This window comes from Enterobacter sp. FW301-JW81 (genome assembly GCF_058788735.1).
Genome location: NZ_JBYTBA010000001.1, coordinates 1 through 19,008, shown reverse-complemented (window position 1 = coordinate 19,008; position 19,008 = coordinate 1). Strand labels below are relative to the sequence as shown.

General features: G+C 55.9%; 19 protein-coding genes. 11 read left to right on the top strand and 8 right to left on the bottom strand.

All coding sequences use genetic code 11. The features are described from left to right. Positions 1–11 precede the first annotated feature (11 nt). Positions 12–1,295: a putative acyl-CoA thioester hydrolase gene (locus tag AC3WOK_RS00095; protein WP_492353709.1), complete on the top strand. Its 1,284-nt coding sequence runs from the start codon at positions 12–14 to the stop codon at positions 1,293–1,295. Between the two features lie 101 nt (positions 1,296–1,396). Here AC3WOK_RS00095 and pgl read toward each other — a convergent pair whose 3' ends face one another. Further along, complete coding sequence (pgl, locus tag AC3WOK_RS00090) at positions 1,397–2,392, bottom strand: 6-phosphogluconolactonase (RefSeq protein WP_023617191.1); 996 nt, start codon at positions 2,390–2,392, stop codon at positions 1,397–1,399. Between the two features lie 140 nt (positions 2,393–2,532). On the opposite strand from pgl, the gene AC3WOK_RS00085 reads away from it, so the two are divergent. Continuing rightward, positions 2,533–3,351 carry a pyridoxal phosphatase gene (locus AC3WOK_RS00085; RefSeq protein WP_059310933.1) on the top strand — a complete coding sequence of 273 codons (819 nt, stop codon included), beginning with the start codon at positions 2,533–2,535 and terminating at the stop codon, positions 3,349–3,351. Here the strand turns inward: AC3WOK_RS00085 and modC are convergent, their stop codons facing one another. The 4 genes from modC to AC3WOK_RS00065 form a co-directional block, all read right to left on the bottom strand. Further along, positions 3,352–4,410 carry a molybdenum ABC transporter ATP-binding protein ModC gene (gene modC / locus AC3WOK_RS00080; RefSeq protein ID WP_059310934.1) on the bottom strand — a complete coding sequence of 353 codons (1,059 nt, stop codon included), beginning with the start codon at positions 4,408–4,410 and terminating at the stop codon, positions 3,352–3,354. Between the two features lie 2 nt (positions 4,411–4,412). Continuing rightward, positions 4,413–5,102: a molybdate ABC transporter permease subunit gene (gene modB, locus AC3WOK_RS00075; RefSeq protein WP_059310935.1), complete on the bottom strand. Its 690-nt coding sequence runs from the start codon at positions 5,100–5,102 to the stop codon at positions 4,413–4,415. After that, on the bottom strand, positions 5,102–5,875 hold the full coding sequence (gene modA, locus AC3WOK_RS00070) for a molybdate ABC transporter substrate-binding protein (protein WP_059310936.1): 774 nt from the start codon (positions 5,873–5,875) through the stop codon (positions 5,102–5,104). Before modA ends, modB begins: the two co-directional genes overlap by 1 nt. A gap of 177 nt (positions 5,876–6,052) precedes the next feature. After that, positions 6,053–6,202: an AcrZ family multidrug efflux pump-associated protein gene (locus AC3WOK_RS00065; protein WP_008501118.1), complete on the bottom strand. Its 150-nt coding sequence runs from the start codon at positions 6,200–6,202 to the stop codon at positions 6,053–6,055. A gap of 127 nt (positions 6,203–6,329) precedes the next feature. Between AC3WOK_RS00065 and modE the strand changes: the two genes are divergently transcribed. From modE to gpmA, 7 genes are all read left to right on the top strand, one after another. After that, the gene (modE, locus tag AC3WOK_RS00060; protein WP_059310937.1) at positions 6,330–7,118 is read left to right on the top strand and encodes a molybdenum-dependent transcriptional regulator; all 789 of its coding nucleotides are present in this window, start codon (positions 6,330–6,332) and stop codon (positions 7,116–7,118) included. Positions 7,119–7,185: 67 nt separating this feature from the next. Then, positions 7,186–8,658 (top strand): molybdate ABC transporter ATP-binding protein ModF, encoded by a 1,473-nt coding sequence (modF, locus tag AC3WOK_RS00055; protein WP_492353708.1) that lies wholly within the window; start codon positions 7,186–7,188, stop codon positions 8,656–8,658. A 201-nt stretch (positions 8,659–8,859) separates the two neighbouring features. Continuing rightward, positions 8,860–9,876, top strand: coding sequence for a UDP-glucose 4-epimerase GalE (gene galE / locus AC3WOK_RS00050; protein WP_024908784.1), 1,017 nt, complete (start codon positions 8,860–8,862; stop codon positions 9,874–9,876). A gap of 9 nt (positions 9,877–9,885) precedes the next feature. Further along, complete coding sequence (gene galT / locus AC3WOK_RS00045) at positions 9,886–10,932, top strand: galactose-1-phosphate uridylyltransferase (RefSeq protein WP_059310939.1); 1,047 nt, start codon at positions 9,886–9,888, stop codon at positions 10,930–10,932. A 2-nt stretch (positions 10,933–10,934) separates the two neighbouring features. After that, a complete protein-coding gene (gene galK, locus AC3WOK_RS00040) occupies positions 10,935–12,083 on the top strand; it encodes a galactokinase (protein ID WP_059310940.1) in 1,149 nt (382 codons plus the stop codon). Continuing rightward, positions 12,077–13,117 (top strand): galactose-1-epimerase, encoded by a 1,041-nt coding sequence (gene galM / locus AC3WOK_RS00035; RefSeq protein ID WP_059310941.1) that lies wholly within the window; start codon positions 12,077–12,079, stop codon positions 13,115–13,117. The genes galK and galM overlap by 7 nt, the downstream gene beginning before the upstream one ends. Before the next feature lie 206 nt (positions 13,118–13,323). After that, positions 13,324–14,076 (top strand): 2,3-diphosphoglycerate-dependent phosphoglycerate mutase, encoded by a 753-nt coding sequence (gene gpmA, locus AC3WOK_RS00030; protein WP_023310804.1) that lies wholly within the window; start codon positions 13,324–13,326, stop codon positions 14,074–14,076. 60 nt (positions 14,077–14,136) lie between these two features. On the opposite strand, the gene aroG is transcribed toward gpmA, so the two are convergent. Further along, positions 14,137–15,189: a 3-deoxy-7-phosphoheptulonate synthase AroG gene (aroG, locus tag AC3WOK_RS00025; protein WP_059310942.1), complete on the bottom strand. Its 1,053-nt coding sequence runs from the start codon at positions 15,187–15,189 to the stop codon at positions 14,137–14,139. A 303-nt stretch (positions 15,190–15,492) separates the two neighbouring features. Between aroG and AC3WOK_RS00020 the strand changes: the two genes are divergently transcribed. Both AC3WOK_RS00020 and zitB read left to right on the top strand, forming a co-directional pair. Next, positions 15,493–15,870 (top strand): YbgS-like family protein, encoded by a 378-nt coding sequence (locus AC3WOK_RS00020; protein WP_047347058.1) that lies wholly within the window; start codon positions 15,493–15,495, stop codon positions 15,868–15,870. A 105-nt stretch (positions 15,871–15,975) separates the two neighbouring features. Beyond that, the gene (gene zitB, locus AC3WOK_RS00015; protein ID WP_059310943.1) at positions 15,976–16,914 is read left to right on the top strand and encodes a CDF family zinc transporter ZitB; all 939 of its coding nucleotides are present in this window, start codon (positions 15,976–15,978) and stop codon (positions 16,912–16,914) included. On the opposite strand, the gene pnuC is transcribed toward zitB, so the two are convergent. Both pnuC and nadA read right to left on the bottom strand, forming a co-directional pair. Then, positions 16,911–17,630, bottom strand: a complete 720-nt coding sequence (gene pnuC / locus AC3WOK_RS00010) for a nicotinamide riboside transporter PnuC (RefSeq protein WP_059310944.1) — start codon at positions 17,628–17,630, stop codon at positions 16,911–16,913. The genes zitB and pnuC overlap by 4 nt on opposite strands. A 22-nt stretch (positions 17,631–17,652) precedes the next feature. After that, positions 17,653–18,696: a quinolinate synthase NadA gene (gene nadA / locus AC3WOK_RS00005; RefSeq protein ID WP_059310945.1), complete on the bottom strand. Its 1,044-nt coding sequence runs from the start codon at positions 18,694–18,696 to the stop codon at positions 17,653–17,655. Positions 18,697–19,008: the final 312 nt, after the last annotated feature.

The following is a 19,008-nucleotide window of genomic DNA, read 5'->3' as shown; positions in this document are numbered from 1 at the left end:
GGAGCTTCACCTTGAATATTTCCAGGATTTCCCGTCTGGCGTTAGCACTCGCCTTTGGCGTGACCTTATCCGCATGCAGTTCAACCCCACCGGATCAGCGACCTTCTGAGCAGGTCGCACCGGGTACTGCCTCCCGCCCGGTGTTGTCCGCTGATGAAGCGAAGAACTTCGACCGTGCCCACTACTTCTCGGCGATGGATCCAAACGCTGCGCCGTGGACGCCGTCTTCTATTAACCTGCCTAAACAGCCAGACTTCGTGGTTGGCCCGGCGGGTGCGCAGGGCGTAACGCATACCTCTATTCAGGCCGCGGTTGACGCTGCCATCACTAAACACAGCGCGTCTCGTCAGTACATCGCGATCCTGCCTGGCGAATATGAAGGCACCGTGTATGTTCCGGCGGCACCGGGCAGCATTACGGTGTACGGTCTGGGCGAAAAAGCGATCGACGTAAAAATTGGCCTGGCGATTGACTCTGAAATCGACAGCAACACCTGGCGTCGCCTGGTGAACCCGGCCGGTAAATATATGCCGGGCAAACCGGCGTGGTATATGTTTGATAACTGCCAAAGCAAGCGTTCCGCCACCATTGGCGTGATGTGCTCCGCGGTATTCTGGTCTCAGAATAATGGCCTGCAGCTGCAGAACCTGACCATTCAGAATACCCTGGGTGACAGCGTTGATGCCGGTAACCACCAGGCCGTTGCGCTGCGCAGCGATGGCGACCAGGTTCAGATCAACAACGTGAACATTCTGGGCCGTCAGAACACCTTCTTCGTGACCAACAGCGGCGTGCAGAACACCCTGCAGAATAACCGTCTGACCCGTACGCTGGTGACCAACAGCTACGTTGAAGGTGACGTGGATCTCGTGTCCGGCCGCGGCGCGGTGGTGTTTGATAATACCGATTTCCGCGTGGTGAACTCACGTACCCAGCAGGAAGGCTATGTGTTTGCACCAGCAACCCAGTCTAACCTCTTCTACGGTTTCCTGGCCGTAAACAGCCGCTTTAACGCTGCCGGTGACGGCGTGGCGCAGCTGGGCCGCTCCCTGGATGTGGACTCTGCAACCAACGGTCAGGTCGTGATCCGCGACAGCGTGATTAACGAAGGCTTCAACATGGCGAAGCCGTGGGCTGATGCCGCGATCTCTAAACGTCCGTTCTCCGGCAACACCGGCGCGGTGGATGATAAAGGGAACGTGCAGCGTAACCTGAACGACGCTAACTTCAACCGTATGTGGGAATACAACAACCGCGGTCTGGGTAGCAAAGTGGTTGCTGAGCCTAAGCAGTAGGATGTCCTTTTGCCGGCCTACACAACCCGTAGGCCCGGTAAACGCAGTGCCACCGGGCATAAAAAAACCTCGCATGTGCGAGGTTTTTTGTTTTAAGCCGCTTAGTGAGCGTTAACGACGACCCACATCGGCCCCTGGCCGACGGCGTAGCGCCCTTTCTCTTCCAGCAGGCCCTGCTCGCCTTTGATTTCGTACAGCGCGATGTGGTGGGATTTCTGCCCTGCCGCAATCAGGTATTTACCGCTGTGATCGATATTAAAGCCGCGCGGCTGGGTTTCCGTTGGCTGGAAGCCCTCAATGGCCAGCACGCTGCCGTCCTCGGAGACGCTGAAGACGGTAATCAGGCTGGAGGTACGGTCACAGGCGTACAGATGACGGCCATCCGGCGTAATGTGAATATCAGCCGCCCAGCGCGTGTCGGAGAAGTCAGACGGCATCATATCCAGCGTCTGCACGCATTCAATCTGGCCGTTAGGGTCTTTCAGTTCCCATACGTCCACCGAGCTGTTCAGTTCATTGACCACGTAAGCGTACTGCTGGTTCGGATGGAAGACCATATGACGCGGGCCCGCGCCTTCAACGGTAGTGACTTCAGCAGGAGTCTGCGCCACCAGGTGACCATCGTCGCTCAGGGTGAACAGGCAGATACGATCCTGCTTCAGCGCAGGCACCCACAGGGTGCGGTTGTCCGGAGAGATATTCGCCGAGTGGCAGCCTTCCAGCCCTTCCACCACATCCACGGTTTCGACCGGAATGCCGTCTTCCAGACGCGTTACGCTGACGCAGCCCGCGTTATACGAGCCGCTGAAGACAAAGTTGCCTTTACGATCAGTAGAAATGTGGGTTGGGCTGCCCGGCAATGGCGCTTCGGCAGTGTACGTCAGCGCGCCGTCGTCCGGAGAAATGCGATAGGCCAGCACGCGAAACTCCGGGCGCACACCCACGTACAAGAAACGTTTATCCGGGCTGATAACCATCGGCTGCACCTGGCCTGGCACATCAACAACCTGAACCAGCGTGAGTGTCCCTTCGGTATTTAAACGCCAGACATGAATTTGCTGGCTTTCAGGACTGGCGGTATAAACGGTTTGTTTCATGAATATTCACTCCTCACTGCGCATGAAAGTAATTAACTTTTGACGGTGAATGCTGAATTGTCGACAGGAATTTTGAAGCATTCGCCTCTCGGTGTACCATCCCATCAAAACGTAAATTCAATATTAACCCGGGAAAACAGATGACCTCGCGTGTGATTGCTCTGGATTTAGACGGTACCTTACTGACGCCGCAAAAAACCCTTCTCCCCTCTTCCCTGGACGCGCTTAAGCGCGCGCAGGAAGCGGGATATCAACTCCTTATCGTAACGGGTCGACATCACGTTGCCATTCACCCTTTTTATCAGGCACTGGCGCTAGATACACCTGCAATTTGCTGTAATGGCACTTATTTGTATGATTATCAGGCAAAAAAGGTTTTAGAATCCGACCCGCTGCCGGTTCCTCAGGCGCTGCAATTGATTGATCTGCTTGATGAGCATGACGTTCACGGTCTGATGTACGTGGACAACGCGATGGTCTACGAGCGCCCTACCGGCCACGTGGTGCGCACCAGCAACTGGGCGCTGTCCCTGCCCGAAGCGCAGCGTCCGGTCTTTACGCAAGTTTCCTCTCTGCGTCAGGCGGCACAGGACGTTGAGGCTATCTGGAAATTCGCCCTGACGGATGAAGACACCACCAAACTGAATGCGTTCGCGAAGCACGTCGAGGAGACGCTGGGTCTGGAGTGCGAATGGTCCTGGCACGATCAGGTCGATATTGCCCGCAAGGGCAACAGCAAAGGCAAGCGTCTGACGCAGTACGTGGCGTCACAGGGCGGGTCGATGCAGGATGTGATTGCCTTTGGCGATAACTACAACGACATCAGCATGCTGGAGGCCGCCGGTACGGGCGTGGCGATGGGCAATGCCGATGATGCGGTAAAGGCGCGCGCCAACGTGGTGATTGGGGATAACACCACCGACAGCATCGCGCAGTACATTTATACCCATCTGCTGTAATCAGGTGGTGATAGAGACGCTCTTGATTTGCGCGTAAAGCCACAGGCCGGGTTTGATCCCTAACTCATCCCTGGCCCACGGGCTGATGCGCGCCCAGAGCGTTCTGCTACCCACTTCAAGCTTCACTTCCACCTGACCGTTATCATCAAAACACTCCGCCACTTTGGCGCGCAGAATATTTCGGATACTGGTCTGCAGCGGGGGTTGTAACACCAGCGAGACATCCGACGCCTGAATGCGGATCCGCAGGGCTGACTGCAGCGGTTTATCGATCCGGTTAACCCATAAATGCTGATCGCCCAGCGCCAGCGCAGTCATAGCGTAGTGCGGATGGTGTTCCAGAACGCTCACTTTCAGAATGCTGCTCTGCTGCTCTTTTGGCAGCCAGGGGTGCATTACGCTGCTGCCCCATACCTCTTCCAGCTTGCCGAAGGCCTTAACGCTGCCCTCTTCCAGCACCAGAACGTTATCGGCCAGATGCAGGATCTCATCCAACGAATGGCTGACGTAGAGCATCGGAATATTAATTTCACGCGTCAGGCGCTGCAGGTAGGGCAGGAGCTCACGTTTACGCGGAATATCCAGCGAGGCCAGCGGTTCGTCGAGCAACAGCAGCTCCGGCGCGGTCAGCAGCGCGCGGCCGATCGCCACCCGCTGTTTTTCTCCGCCGGAAAGCGAGGAAGGCAGCCTGTCGAGCAGAGGTTCGATACCTAAAAGCGTTACCAGCTTCTCAAACTGCGAAGCCATGCTTTTCGCCATGCCGTAGCGCAGGTTGCCGCGCACGCTGTAGTGCGGGAATAAGCGCGCATCCTGGAAAACATAGCCAATACGGCGTTTATCAGGCGACAGATATACCTTGTTTTCCACGTCGTTTAAGACGCGGTTGTTCAATACAATTCGCCCTGCCTGCGGGCGGGTCAGGCCGCTTATCGCGTTGATCAACGACGTTTTCCCCGCCCCGGACACGCCAAAGATGGCGGTGATGCCGCTTGCAGGCAGCGTCTCGCTAAGCGTCAGGGTATGGTTTCCCAGCGTCTGGGTAAAATGAAGCTCAAGCATGTCTATTTCCCCATCCGCTCACGGCTGAGTCTCGCCAGCCATTCCGACACCAGCAGCGATACCAGGGCTAACACGATTGAGATGATGCACAGGCGCGCCGCGGCACTCTCTCCCCCTGGCGTCTGAATCAGGGTATACATGGCAGACGGGATGGTTCGCGTCTCGCCGGGAATATTCGACACAAAGGTGATCGTGGCGCCAAACTCGCCGAGCGAGCGGGCGAAGGCCAGCACCGTGCCGACAATAATGCCCGGCAGCGTCAGCGGAAGCGTGATGGTGAAAAAGACGCGCCAGCGACCGGCGCCCAGCGTGCGGGCCGCCTGCTCGAGCTTCATATCCACGCCTTCCAGCGCGAGGCGGATCGCCCTCACCATCAGCGGGAATGACATTACCGCCGCCGCCAGTACCGCACCGCGCCAGCTAAACGCAAACGTCAGCCCAAACCAGTCGTACAGCTTCTCGCCGATAAAACCGCGTCGCCCCATCGAAATCAGCAACAGATAGCCGACCACCACGGGCGGCAACACGAGCGGAAGATGAAGCACGCTGTCGAGCAACGCTTTGCCGGGAAACCGACAGCGCACCAGCAGCCAGGCAAAGAAGATCCCAAAGGGCAGGCTCAGCGCAACCGCCAGGGAGGAGACTTTCAGGCTCAGCAGAACAGCCTGCCATTCAGGATCGGTCAATATCATCAGTGAGTCGTAAATCCATAACGTTTAAAGATTGCGGACGCTTGTGGCCCCTTCAGGTAATCGCAGAAGGCCGTCACGGTCACATTATTATGTCCATCAACAATCGCAACAGGGTATTCCACTTTCTTGTGGGAGTCTTCCGGGAAGGTTGCGACTACTTTCACACCCTTGCTGGCAACGGCATCAGAGCCATACACAATGCCCAGCGGGGCTTCATTGCGCTCCACCAGCGCCAGCGCGCCACGAACGTCTTCCGCCGGCGCCAGCTTCGGCGACAGGGTCTCCCACGCGCCCAGCTTTTGCAGCGCTTCTTTGGCGTAAATCCCGGCCGGAACGTGCTCCGGGTCTCCCACCGCCAGACGGCCGCCGTTCAGCAGGCGGGTCCAGTTTGTCTCTTTGTTGATGGTGAAGTCGGCCTGCGCGCTGGCTTTTGGCGCCACGACGACCAGGCTATTGCCCAGCAGCGTTTCGCGGGTTGCCGCATCCATCGATTTCTTCTCCACCGCGTAATCCATCCACTTCTGGTCAGCCGAAATGAACAGATCCGCCGGTGCGCCCGCTTCTATCTGACGCGCCAGCGTAGAGGAAGAGGCAAACGAGGAGACCACCTCGACGTTTTTCTCTTTTTTATACGCTGCCGCGATATCCTGCATTGCGTTGGTCAGCGACGCCGCCGCAAAGACCGTAATTTTACCGTCGTCCGCCAGCGCGTGGCCGGTAAGTGAAAGCGTCAGCGTTGCCCCTGCGAAAAGGCGTACCCATGTACGTGCCATTTGTAACTCCTGTGAGTAGCGTTATATACATATTAATATAACGGTAACGACAGGGAGATCCCAGCGTTTAATCGTACCGCTCAAGGGGTAAACCGGGTGTTGCGTTAAATGATATCGGCGAAAGTGAGAAAATCTTGAGAGCAAAACGCCCGGACAAGCCGGGCGTTTTGTGGGGAATCAATGCTGCTTTTTAGCCTGGTCTCTGTGACCAATGTTCGAAAAGACGTTGAACACTTCACCCAGGCCGTAGATGGCACCGAGGATGATGGCCATCACTACTGGTACCATGATCACGGCGAATACCAGACTTTTCAACAACTCTAACATGGTTTTCTCCAGATATTGTGAACAGCTTATTCTACCCTTTCAGGTGAGAAAAACATCCCCTTTTGTGCGGTACCCTTTGCGCCCTGCACCATTTGGGTCACAATACTCTTTTTGCCAGGATACTGTTATGCAGGCCGAAATTCTCCTCACACTCAGACTTCAGCAAAAGCTTTTCGCCGATCCGCGACGTATCGCCCTGCTTAAACAAATAGAACAAACGGGCTCGATTAGCCAGGGGGCGAAAAATGCCGGGATTAGCTATAAAAGCGCCTGGGATGCCATCAACGACATGAATATCCTGAGCGAGCAACCGCTGGTAGACAGAGCCACAGGCGGCAAAGGCGGCGGTGGCGCAATCGTGACGCGCTATGGCCAGCGCCTGATTCAGCTTTACGATCTCCTGGGCCAGATCCAGCAAAAAGCGTTCGATGCGTTAAGCGATGACGACAACGTGCCGCTGGACAGCTTGCTGGCCGCTATTTCCCGCTTTTCGTTGCAAACCAGCGCCCGCAACCAGTGGTTTGGTACGGTGACGGCGCGCGATAATCTCCAGGTACAGCAGCATATTGAGATCCTGCTTGCCGATGGCACCACTCGTCTGAAAGCCGCGATAACGGCACAAAGCGCAGAACGGCTTGAGCTGGATGAAGGTAAAGAGGTGCTGGTGCTGCTGAAAGCGCCGTGGGTCAATATCACGCGCCATCCCAACGAGGTAAAGACAGCAGATAACCAGCTGCAGGGCGCAATCAGCCATATCGAACGCGGCAAGGAGCAGTGCGAAGTGCTGATGACTCTGGCAGACGGCCAAAGGCTCTGCGCGACGGTCCCACTCAGCGAGGCTGAGGATTTAGAAGAAGGTGCTGTCGTCACCGCCTGGTTCAACGCAGACCGGGTGATTATCGCCACATTGTGCTGAGCGCATTGACAATCGCACCAACAGTGCGTATCCCTGATATCTATTGCTGCAAAAACAGGGATAAATCATGTCATCATTGCATATTTCGCAAGGCACGTTTCGCCTTAGCGATACCCGAACGCTGACGATTGCTGATTTGACGCTACGCGCGGGTGAAAGCTGGGCGTTTGTCGGCACTAACGGCAGCGGTAAATCTGCGCTGGCCCGCGCGCTGGCCGGTGAGCTCACTCTCCTTAAGGGTGAATATCAAAATCACTTTACGCGCCTGACGCGTCTGTCATTTGAACAGCTGCAAAAGCTGGTCAGCGACGAGTGGCAGCGCAACAACACCGATTTGCTCAGCCCTGGTGAAGAAGATACTGGCCGCACGACGGCGGAAATTATTCAGGATGAAGTGAAGGATCCCGCCCGCTGTCAGCGCCTGGCGGAACGGTTCGGCATTACCGCCCTGCTGGACCGGCGCTTTAAATACCTTTCTACCGGCGAGACGCGAAAAACGCTGCTTTGTCAGGCGCTGATGAGCGAGCCGGAGCTGCTGATCCTTGACGAACCGTTCGACGGTCTAGACGTGCAGTCCCGTGCGCAGCTGGCGTCCCTGCTGGAGTCGCTTAACCAGCAGGGCTTTACCCTCGTGCTGGTGCTTAACCGTTTTGATGAAATTCCGGATTTTATCCAGCACGCAGGCGTACTTGCCGACTGTAATCTGACCGAGACCGGCGAAAAATCGGCGCTGCTGAGTCAGGCGCTCATTGCCCAGCTCGCCCATAGCGAACGTCTTGACGGTATTACCCTTCCGGAACCCGACGCTCCTTCGGCCCGCCATGCGCTTGACCCCAACCAGCCGCGCATCGTGCTGCGCGATGGGGTGGTCTCTTATGACGATCGCCCGATCCTTAACCACCTCAGCTGGACGGTCAATCCTGGCGAGCACTGGCAGATTGTCGGCCCCAACGGCGCGGGAAAATCAACGCTGCTGAGCCTGATAACCGGCGATCACCCGCAGGGCTACAGCAACGATCTCACGCTGTTTGGCCGACGTCGCGGCAGCGGCGAGACCATCTGGGATATCAAAAAGCACATTGGCTACGTCAGCAGCAGCCTGCATCTGGACTACCGGGTCAGTACCACGGTACGCAACGCGATCCTTTCCGGCTATTTTGATTCCATCGGTATTTATCAGGCGGTGTCGGACAAACAGCACAAGCTGGTCCAGCAGTGGCTGGATATTCTCGGCATGGACAATCGGGCCGCTGACGCGCCGTTTCATAGCCTGTCGTGGGGGCAGCAGCGCCTGGCGCTTATCGTGCGCGCGCTGGTGAAACATCCTACGCTGCTTATTCTGGATGAACCGCTGCAGGGGCTGGATCCGCTAAACCGCCAGCTGATCCGCCGCTTTGTGGATGTACTGATTGGCGAAGGCGAAACGCAGCTGCTGTTTGTTTCTCACCACCCCGAAGATGCCCCCTCCTGCATCACCCATCGCCTGGAGTTTGTTCCGGACGGTGAACACTATCATTATCTGCAAAGCAAAATCGATTAATCCCAGGAGGGCACTGCCCTCCGTTTTTCAGATAACCTGCACTAAGACATCTCTATCCCGTTGATCTACAATGCCCCATTGCGGTTGAAAATCGGATTTTAAAAACAGTGTAAACGATTCCACTATTTTATCCCATGTCACACTTTTCGCGTCTCTGTTATGCTATGGTTATTACATACCATAAGCCCAATGGAGCTAAATATGCGAGTTCTGGTAACAGGTGGTAGCGGTTACATAGGTAGTCATACCTGCGTGCAGCTGCTGCAAAACGGCCATGATGTGATCATCCTTGATAACCTGTGCAACAGTAAGCGCAGCGTGCTGCCTGTGATTGAGCGTCTTGGCGGTAAACAGCCTACTTTCGTGGAAGGCGACATCCGCAACGAAGCGCTGATGACCGAGATCCTTCACGACCACGCCATTGAAGCGGTGATCCACTTCGCCGGCCTGAAAGCCGTCGGTGAATCCGTTGCAAAACCGCTCGAGTATTACGACAACAACGTCAACGGTACGCTGCGTCTCATCTCCGCCATGCGTGCGGCCAACGTCAAAAACTTCATCTTTAGCTCGTCCGCCACCGTCTACGGCGATCAGCCCAAAATTCCTTACGTTGAGAGCTTCCCTACCGGTACGCCGCAAAGCCCGTATGGCAAGAGCAAACTGATGGTGGAGCAGATCCTGACCGACCTGCAAAAAGCCCAGCCTGAGTGGAGCATCGCCCTGCTGCGCTACTTCAATCCGGTCGGCGCCCATCCGTCTGGCGATATGGGTGAAGACCCGCAGGGCATTCCAAATAACCTGATGCCGTATATCGCCCAGGTTGCCGTGGGCCGCCGCGACTCGCTGGCTATTTTTGGTAACGACTACCCAACCGAAGACGGTACCGGCGTGCGTGACTATATCCACGTGATGGATCTGGCCGACGGCCACGTTGCGGCGATGCAGCAACTGGCCAATAAGCCGGGCGTGCATATTTACAACCTCGGTGCCGGGGTCGGCAGCAGCGTGCTGGATGTGGTTAATGCCTTCAGCAAAGCCTGCGGTAAGCCGGTGAGCTACCACTTCGCCCCGCGTCGTGATGGCGACCTGCCTGCTTACTGGGCCGATGCCACCAAAGCCGATAAAGAGCTTAACTGGCGTGTTACCCGCACGCTTGATGAAATGGCACAGGATACCTGGCACTGGCAGTCGCGCCATCCGCAGGGTTATCCGGACTAAGGATCCGTCATGACTTCGTTTAATCCCGTCGATCATCCGCATCGTCGTTTTAACCCGTTAAGCGGGCAATGGATTTTGGTTTCTCCGCATCGCGCCAAGCGCCCCTGGCAGGGGGCGCAGGAAACGCCTGCGAAACAAACGCTGCCGCAGCACGACCCGGACTGCTTCCTCTGTCCGGGCAATACGCGCGTGACGGGAGATAAGAACCCGGATTACAAAGGCACCTTCGTTTTCACCAACGATTTCGCTGCCCTGATGACCGACACGCCGGACGCGCCGGAAAGCCACGACCCGCTGATGCGCTGCGAAAGCGCGCGCGGTACCAGCCGCGTAATCTGCTTCTCGCCCGACCACAGCAAAACGCTGCCGGAGCTGAGCGTTGAGGCGCTGAAAGAAGTAGTGAGCACCTGGCAGACGCAAACCGCAGAGTTGGGTCAGACTTACCCGTGGGTGCAGGTCTTTGAAAACAAAGGCGCGGCCATGGGTTGCTCCAACCCGCATCCGCACGGCCAGATCTGGGCGAACAGCTTCCTGCCTAACGAAGCCGAGCGTGAAGACCGTCTGCAAAAAGCGTATTACGCCGAAAATGGCTCGCCAATGCTGGTGGATTACACCCGCCGCGAGCTGGCAGACGGCAGCCGCACCGTGGTGGAAACCGAACACTGGCTGGCCGTCGTGCCTTACTGGGCAGCCTGGCCGTTTGAAACGCTGCTGCTGCCGAAAGTGCACGTACAGCGCATTACCGAACTCAGCGACGCGCAGCGCGACGACCTTGCTCTGGCGCTGAAAAAACTGACCAGCCGTTATGACAACCTGTTCCAGTGCTCCTTCCCGTACTCAATGGGCTGGCACGGCGCACCGTTTAACGGGGAAGAGAATCAGCACTGGCAGCTGCACGCCCATTTCTATCCGCCGCTGCTGCGCTCTGCGACGGTGCGTAAATTTATGGTGGGCTATGAAATGCTGGCGGAAACCCAGCGTGACCTGACGGCGGAACAGGCGGCAAAACGTCTGCGCGCCGTTAGCGACGTCCACTATCGCGAATCAGGAGTCTAAAAATGAGTCTGAAAGATAAAACACAATCCCTGTTTGCTGAAAAATTCGGCTACCCTGCCACCCACGTTATCCAGGCGCCTGGCCGCGTCAACCTGATTGGTGAACACACCGACTACAACGACGGCTTTGTTCTGCCGTGCGCCATTGATTACCAGACGGTCATCAGCTGCGCGAAGCGCGACGACCGTAAAGTCCGCGTGATTGCCGCGGATTATGGTGATGAGACGGACGAGTTTTCCCTCGATGCGCCGATCGTTACGCACGACAGCCAGCAGTGGTCTAATTACGTGCGCGGCGTGGTGAAGCATCTGCAGAAGCGTAACAAGAACTTTGGCGGCGCGGATTTAGTGATCAGCGGCAACGTGCCGCAGGGTGCGGGCTTAAGCTCCTCTGCGTCTCTGGAAGTCGCCGTGGGCACCGTCTTCCAGCAGCTTTATCACCTGCCGCTGGACGGCGCGCAAATTGCCCTGAACGGCCAGGAAGCAGAAAACCAGTTCGTGGGCTGTAACTGCGGCATCATGGACCAGCTGATCTCCGCGCTGGGCAAAAAAGAACACGCTCTGCTGATCGACTGCCGTTCACTTGGCACCAAAGCCGTTCCTCTGCCGAAGGGCGCGGCTGTGGTGATTATCAACAGCAACTTTAAACGCACGCTGGTAGGCAGCGAATACAACACGCGTCGCGAACAATGCGAAACGGGTGCTCGCTTCTTCCAGCAGCCTGCCCTGCGCGACGTGACGCTCAATGAATTTAATAAGGTGGCACACGAGCTGGATCCGGTCGTTGCCAAACGCGTTCGTCACGTACTGACAGAGAACGCCCGTACCGTTGAAGCCGCCTCCGCGCTGGCGAAAGGCGACCTGAAGCGTATGGGTGAACTGATGGCGGAATCTCATGCCTCCATGCGCGACGATTTCGAAATTACCGTGCCGCAAATCGACACGCTGGTTGAGATCGTAAAAGCAGCGATTGGCGATAAAGGCGGCGTGCGCATGACCGGCGGCGGCTTCGGGGGCTGCATCGTTGCCCTGGTGCCGGAAGAACTTGTACCTGCCGTCCAGCAGGCGGTAGAAAAACAGTACGAAGCGAAAACGGGAATTAAAGAAACCTTCTACGTGTGTAAAGCATCACAAGGAGCCGGACAGTGCTAAATGAAACACCTACCCTCGCACCGGATGGTCTGCCGTATCGCCTGTTAACCCTGCGCAACAGCGCGGGGATGGTGGTTACGCTGATGGACTGGGGAGCCACTCTGCTTTCCGCCCGCGTTCCCATGCCGGATGGCAGCGTACGCGAAACCCTTCTCGGCTGCGCCTCGCCGGAGCAATATATCAATCAGTCCGCCTATCTGGGCGCGTCCGTAGGCCGCTATGCTAACCGCATCGCGAAAAGCCGCTTTGAGCTCGACGGCGTGCATTACGCCCTGCTCCCTAGCCAGGGTGAGAACCAGCTGCACGGCGGACCGGAAGGCTTTGATAAACGACGCTGGAAAATTGTTCGCCAAAACGACGGCGAAGTGCAGTTCTCACTGGATTCGCTTGATGGCGATCAGGGCTTCCCGGGAAACCTGAGCGCCTCCGCACGCTTTACGCTGACCGACGACAACCGTATCGCCATTGAATACCGTGCGACGGTTGACAAGCCGTGTCCGGTTAATATGACCAATCACGCCTACTTCAATCTGGACGGTAACCAGTGCGACGTACGTAACCACACGCTGCAAATCCTTGCGGATGACTATTTGCCGGTTGACGAGATGGGCATTCCGTATCAGGCCCTGAAATCCGTGAGCGGCACCAGCTTTGACTTCCGCAGCGCGAAAACCATCGCCCAGGATTTCCTGAGTGATGACGATCAGCGCAAGGTTAAAGGTTACGACCACGCTTTCCTGCTGCAGGCCAAAGGCGATGTGAAACAGCCTGCCGCACAGGTCTGGTCTGCGGATGAGAAGCTGCAGATGACGGTGTATACCACCGCCCCTGCCCTGCAGTTCTACTCGGGCAACTACCTTGGCGGCACGACGGCGCGCGAACACGATGAGTACAGCGACTGGCAAGGCCTGGCGCTGGAGAGCGAGTTCCTGCCGGACAGCCCGAATCATCCGGAATGGCCGCAGCCAGACTGCGTGCTGCGCCCGGGTGAAGAGTACGTTAGCGTGACGGAATACCATTTTATTCCGCATTAATTTTCAGCCCTCCCATCGGAGGGCTTTTTTCTGCCCGCTTTGCTGAAAATAGCGCCGATTGCAGACAAAATCATAACCCTGGATTCACAAGCATCTTACACTCAGAGACTATTTTCGCTATGGTTAGGGTTAAGCGTTGCTGGTGGCACAGCCATGGCAATATAATGAGAATTGTTATCATTCTAAAAATGCTTGAGGAGTAAGAGATGGCTATTACTAAGCTGGTTCTGGTGCGTCACGGCGAAAGCCAGTGGAACAACGAAAACCGCTTTACCGGTTGGTACGACGTTGATCTGTCCGAGAAAGGCGTAAGCGAAGCAAAAGCAGCAGGTAAACTGCTGAAGGAAGAAGGCTTCAGCTTTGATTTTGCTTACACCTCTGTGCTGAAACGTGCCATCCACACCCTGTGGAACGTTCTTGACGAACTGGATCAGGCCTGGCTGCCGGTTGAGAAATCCTGGAAACTGAACGAGCGTCACTACGGTGCGCTGCAGGGTCTGAACAAAGCAGAAACCGCCGAGAAATACGGTGACGAGCAGGTTAAACAGTGGCGCCGCGGTTTCGCAATTACGCCACCGGAGCTGACCAAAGATGACGAGCGTTACCCGGGCCACGACCCACGCTACGCGAAACTGACCGACGCTGAGCTGCCAACCACCGAGAGCCTGGCGCTGACCATCGACCGCGTTGTGCCTTACTGGAACGAAACCATTCTGCCACGCCTGAAAAGCGGCGAGCGCGTGATCATCGCCGCTCACGGTAACTCCCTGCGTGCGCTGGTGAAATACCTGGACAACATGGGTGAAGACGAAATCCTCGAACTGAACATCCCAACTGGCGTACCGCTGGTGTATGAGTTCGACGAAAACTTCAAGCCAATCAAACATTACTATCTGGGTAACGCGGAAGAAATCGCGGCGAAAGCAGCGGCTGTTGCGAACCAGGGTAAAGCGAAGTAATTTTCGCAGGACATAAAAAAAGCGCGGAGCCTTCCGCGCTTTTTTATTTCTGCATTCGCATTAACCACGACGCGCTTTTACCGCGTTCGCCAGCTGACGCAGGATCGTGTCGGTATCTTCCCAGCCGATACAGGCATCGGTGACGCTCTTACCGTAAACCAGCGGTTCGCTGCCTTCCAGGTTCTGGTTACCTTCAACCAGATGGCTTTCGATCATCACGCCAATCACCGCCTTCTCACCGCCGGCAATCTGCTGGCAGACGTCTGCACCCACTTCCATCTGCTTTTTGAACTGCTTGCTGGAGTTGGCATGGCTGAAATCGATCATGACCTGCGGCGGTAGCCCGGCTTTTTCCAGCCCGACCTTCACTTCTGCGACATGTTTTGCACTGTAGTTTGGCTCTTTGCCGCCGCGCAAAATGATATGGCAGTCGCCGTTGCCGCTGGTGTTAACGATGGCGGAATGACCCCATTTGGTTACGGACAGGAAGCAGTGCGGTGCGCCAGCGGCATTGATGGCATCAATAGCCACCTTCATCGTGCCATCCGTGCCGTTTTTAAAACCAACCGGGCAAGAGAGGCCGGAAGCCAGCTCGCGGTGAACCTGAGATTCAGTGGTACGGGCACCAATTGCGCCCCAGCTCATCAGGTCCGCCAGGTATTGTGGCGTGATCATATCCAGAAACTCACCGGCCGCGGGCAGGCCGCTGTCGTTGATCTCCAGCAGCAGCTTGCGCGCGATGCGCAGACCGTCGTTGATCTGGAAGCTGTTATCCATATGCGGATCGTTAATCAGCCCTTTCCAGCCCACGGTGGTACGCGGCTTTTCAAAGTACACGCGCATCACGATTTCCAGCTCGCCTTTCAGCTCTTCACGCAGGGTGAGCAGACGGGCGGCGTACTCTTTCGCGGCTGCCGGGTCGTGGATAGAGCACGGCCCAATCACCACCAGAAGACGATCGTCATTACCTTTCAGGATCTTATGGATCGCTTTACGAGCATGAGAAACCGTGTTTGCGGCATTTTCAGTGGCGGGGAATTTCTCAAGGAGTGCTACAGGAGGTAATAACTCATTGATCTCTTTAATGCGTAAATCGTCGTTCTGATAATTCATTTTCTTTCCAGCTCTGCCATATCTTTAGTAATGAAAGCAATCCTTTCAATCTATCTTGTCGACCAGGAAGTGTAAACACGGTTTTACACTTCACGCAGATAATTCCTGGAATTCGCCTAAAAATCGCCACAAAATAGCGAAAAACGAGATCTAACCTAAGCTTTTTAACTGTAACAACCATTTTTAAACGCTTAAACGCGATTCCCTACTGACGTAAGTCGGTAAGGCGGGATCTTTCGCCTCTGAAAAGATGCACTGTTGGAGAATGTTATCCAGCGTAACGACCAGAACAGGAGCACCATGATGAAAATGACAAAACTGGCAACCCTCTTCCTGACTGCCACACTCACCCTGGCAAGCGGCAGCGTCCTTGCGGCGGAAACGAGCTCATCGGGTAACGGCGATGCTAACGCGGCTGCGTCAGCAGGCCAGGTGGCCCCTGATGCCAAACAGAATGTCGCCCCGAACAATGTCGATAATAGCCAAATTAATACCGGGAACACGAACACCGGCGGCACGATGCTGCACCCTAATGGTACCGACTCCGGCACCATGAATCATGACAATATGAGCAAGGATGAGGTTCACAAAAACACGATGTGTAAAGACGGTCGTTGCCCGGACGCGAATGACAAAGTGGGCGATGATGCCAATACCAAAACCGATGGCACGACCCAATAATCCGTTGCGATCGGAAGAAAAAGGAGAGCTCAGGCTCTCCTTTCTTTTTGGAGCAACCCATTAAAAACGCTACACTAAAAACAATAATAAATCAGGAAAGCAGACATGGCGCACACCCATTCACACTCACATACCCCGGGCAACGACAACGCTAAACGACTGATGCTGGCCTTTGGCGTCACGGCAACGTTTATGGTTATCGAAGTCATTGGCGGGCTGGTTTCCGGCTCTCTGGCACTTCTGGCTGATGCCGGACATATGCTGACCGATGCAGCCGCGCTGCTCTTCGCTCTGCTGGCCGTGCAGTTTGCTCGTCGTCCTCCAAATGCGCGCCATACCTTCGGCTGGCTGAGGTTGACCACCCTTGCCGCGTTTGTTAACGCCATTGCGCTGGTGGTCATTACCGTTCTTATCGTCTGGGAGGCCGTACAGCGCTTCAGGCACCCTCAGCCGATCGCCGGGACGACAATGATGGTGATTGCCGTGGCAGGGCTAGTGGCGAATATTCTGGCATTCTGGATTTTGCACCGCGGCAGCGGGGAGAAGAACCTCAACGTGCGGGCAGCAGCCCTGCACGTGCTGGGCGATTTGCTCGGTTCAGTCGGGGCGATCGTGGCCGCGCTGGTGATCCTTTATACCGGCTGGACGCCTGTCGATCCGATTCTGTCCGTGCTGGTATCGTGTCTGGTCTTGCGCAGCGCCTGGCGGCTACTGAAGGAGAGCGTCAATGAACTGCTTGAAGGGGCACCGGCCTCCATGGATATCGACGAGTTTAAGCGCGACCTGCGCCGCTCTGTCCCGGAAGTCCGCAACGTTCATCATGTTCACGTCTGGCTGGTGGGGGAGAAACCGGTCATGACGCTGCACGTCCAGGTCATCCCGCCGCACGACCACGATGCGCTGCTTGAACGCATCCAGCACTTCCTTGAACATCACTACGAAATTGGCCACGCCACCATCCAGATGGAGTATCAGCCCTGTAACGGGCCGGACTGCCACCTTAACGAGGCGCAGTCCGGCCATTCACATCATCATCACCACTAGCTGGAAAGCGCGTGAGAGCCACGCTCACGCGCGCTGTTAATCCACATCCGGCTACCGTTCAGCGCGATGAAGGTCAGAAGCAGATATTCCAGCGACATGGCATAGACGCCCTGCAGAGCAAAAATCACCACGCTGATAACGTTAATGATGACCCACAGCAGCCAGTTCTCAACGTATTTGCGGGTCATCAGGATCATTGCCGCAATCGACAGTACCATCATGCAGGAATCCCAGAACGGGAAGGCATCCGGCTGGAGCTCCGGCATCGTCACATTCAGGCCGATACCGGACATGACCGTAACGGCAACGCGGGTCAGGAACGCAAACACCGGGTTGATATAGACGGTCATTAAACCAATGGCCACCACGCAGGCGGCAAGCCAGGCGATGGCTTTTGGCAACGGCAGCCAGCGGATTTGAAGCTCGGCCTCCTGCTGGCTGTTCTGACGCGACCACGCGTACCAGCCGTAAATATTGGCGGCAAAGAAGAACAGCTGCAAAAGCAGGCTGGCATAGAGCTGGATCTGGAAGAAGATAATCGCAAACAGCGTGACGTTAATGAGCCCGAACGCGTAGTTGCTAATCTTCTCCAGGCTGGCGAGCCAGATACACAGTAATCCCGCCAGCGTGCCAACGGCCTCAATCCATGACAGGTCATAGCCACCTGCACCAATCGGTATATGAACCAGAATGTTCTGCGTGCTAAAAAAATCCATCTTTTCCCCTGGGCGTATTGAATTAAGTACGTAGTGTAGCCGCAAAATCCAGCATGCGGTTAAGCGGAATTAACGCACCTTCACGCAGAGCAGCATCCACATGAATTTCATGCGCTGCACCGCCGGTCTCAAGCCCTTCGGCAATGGCCTTCAGGCCGTTCATCGCCATCCACGGGCAGTGCGCACAGCTGCGGCACGTTGCCCCCTCGCCTGCCGTTGGCGCTTCAAGAAGCTCTTTCTCCGGCACGGCCTGCTGCATCTTGTAGAAAATACCGCGATCGGTCGCGACGATAAGCTGCCTGTTAGGCAACGTTCTGGCAGCGCTAATAAGCTGGCTGGTTGAACCCACAGCATCCGCCATGTCGACAATCGACTGCGGTGATTCAGGGTGAACAAGAATGGCGGCCTCAGGATAAAGCGCCTTCATGCGGGCCAGCGCCTGAGTTTTGAATTCGTCGTGCACGATGCAGGCGCCCTGCCAGCAGAGAACGTCAGCACCCGTCTGCTTCTGGACATAATTTCCGAGATGGCGGTCAGGCGCCCAGATAATTTTCTCACCCATACTGTCCAGGTGTTCAATCAATTCAACGGCGATGCTTGACGTGACCACCCAGTCTGCGCGCGCTTTTACCGCCGCGGAGGTATTGGCGTAAACCACCACGGTCCGGTCAGGATGGGCATCGCAGAAGGCCGCGAATTCGTCAATCGGGCAGCCGAGATCCAGTGAACACTCCGCGTTAAGCGTTGGCATCAGAATGGTTTTTTCTGGGCTGAGGATCTTTGCCGTTTCGCCCATAAAACGCACGCCTGCGACAAGTAGCGTGGAAGCCGGATGTCTTGCACCGAAGCGCGCCATCTCCAGTGAGTCAGAAATACAGCCGCCGGTCTCTTCCGCCAGCTGCTGAATTTCTGGATCGGTATAGTAATGGGCCACCATCACCGCATCTCGCTCTTTAAGAAGACGCTTGATCTTCTCGCGGTAGAATTGCTTTTCATCCTGGCTCAGCGGGACAGGTTTTGGCGGAAACGGATAGATTGCGGCTTCAGGATCAAACATCACGCTCATTATGGCTTCTCGTTTTACTGGCTTAACAATATTGCCTTTCTTTTGCCTGACATAGCAAAATGCACGGCAATTGTGTTTTTTATACTAAACAAGATAGCGAATCTGGAGTGAAAAGTCACCGGAAATAGGTGCGGGGAGCATTTGTCGGGTGGCGGCTTCGCCTTACCCGACCTACTTTTTTCGTAGGCCTGATAAGCGCAGCGCCATCAGGCAGTGTGTTTTAGGCTCAGGATCTGCAGATAGCAAAAAAGCGCCTTTAGGGCGCTTTTTTACATTGGTGGGTCGTGCAGGATTCGAACCTGCGACCAATTG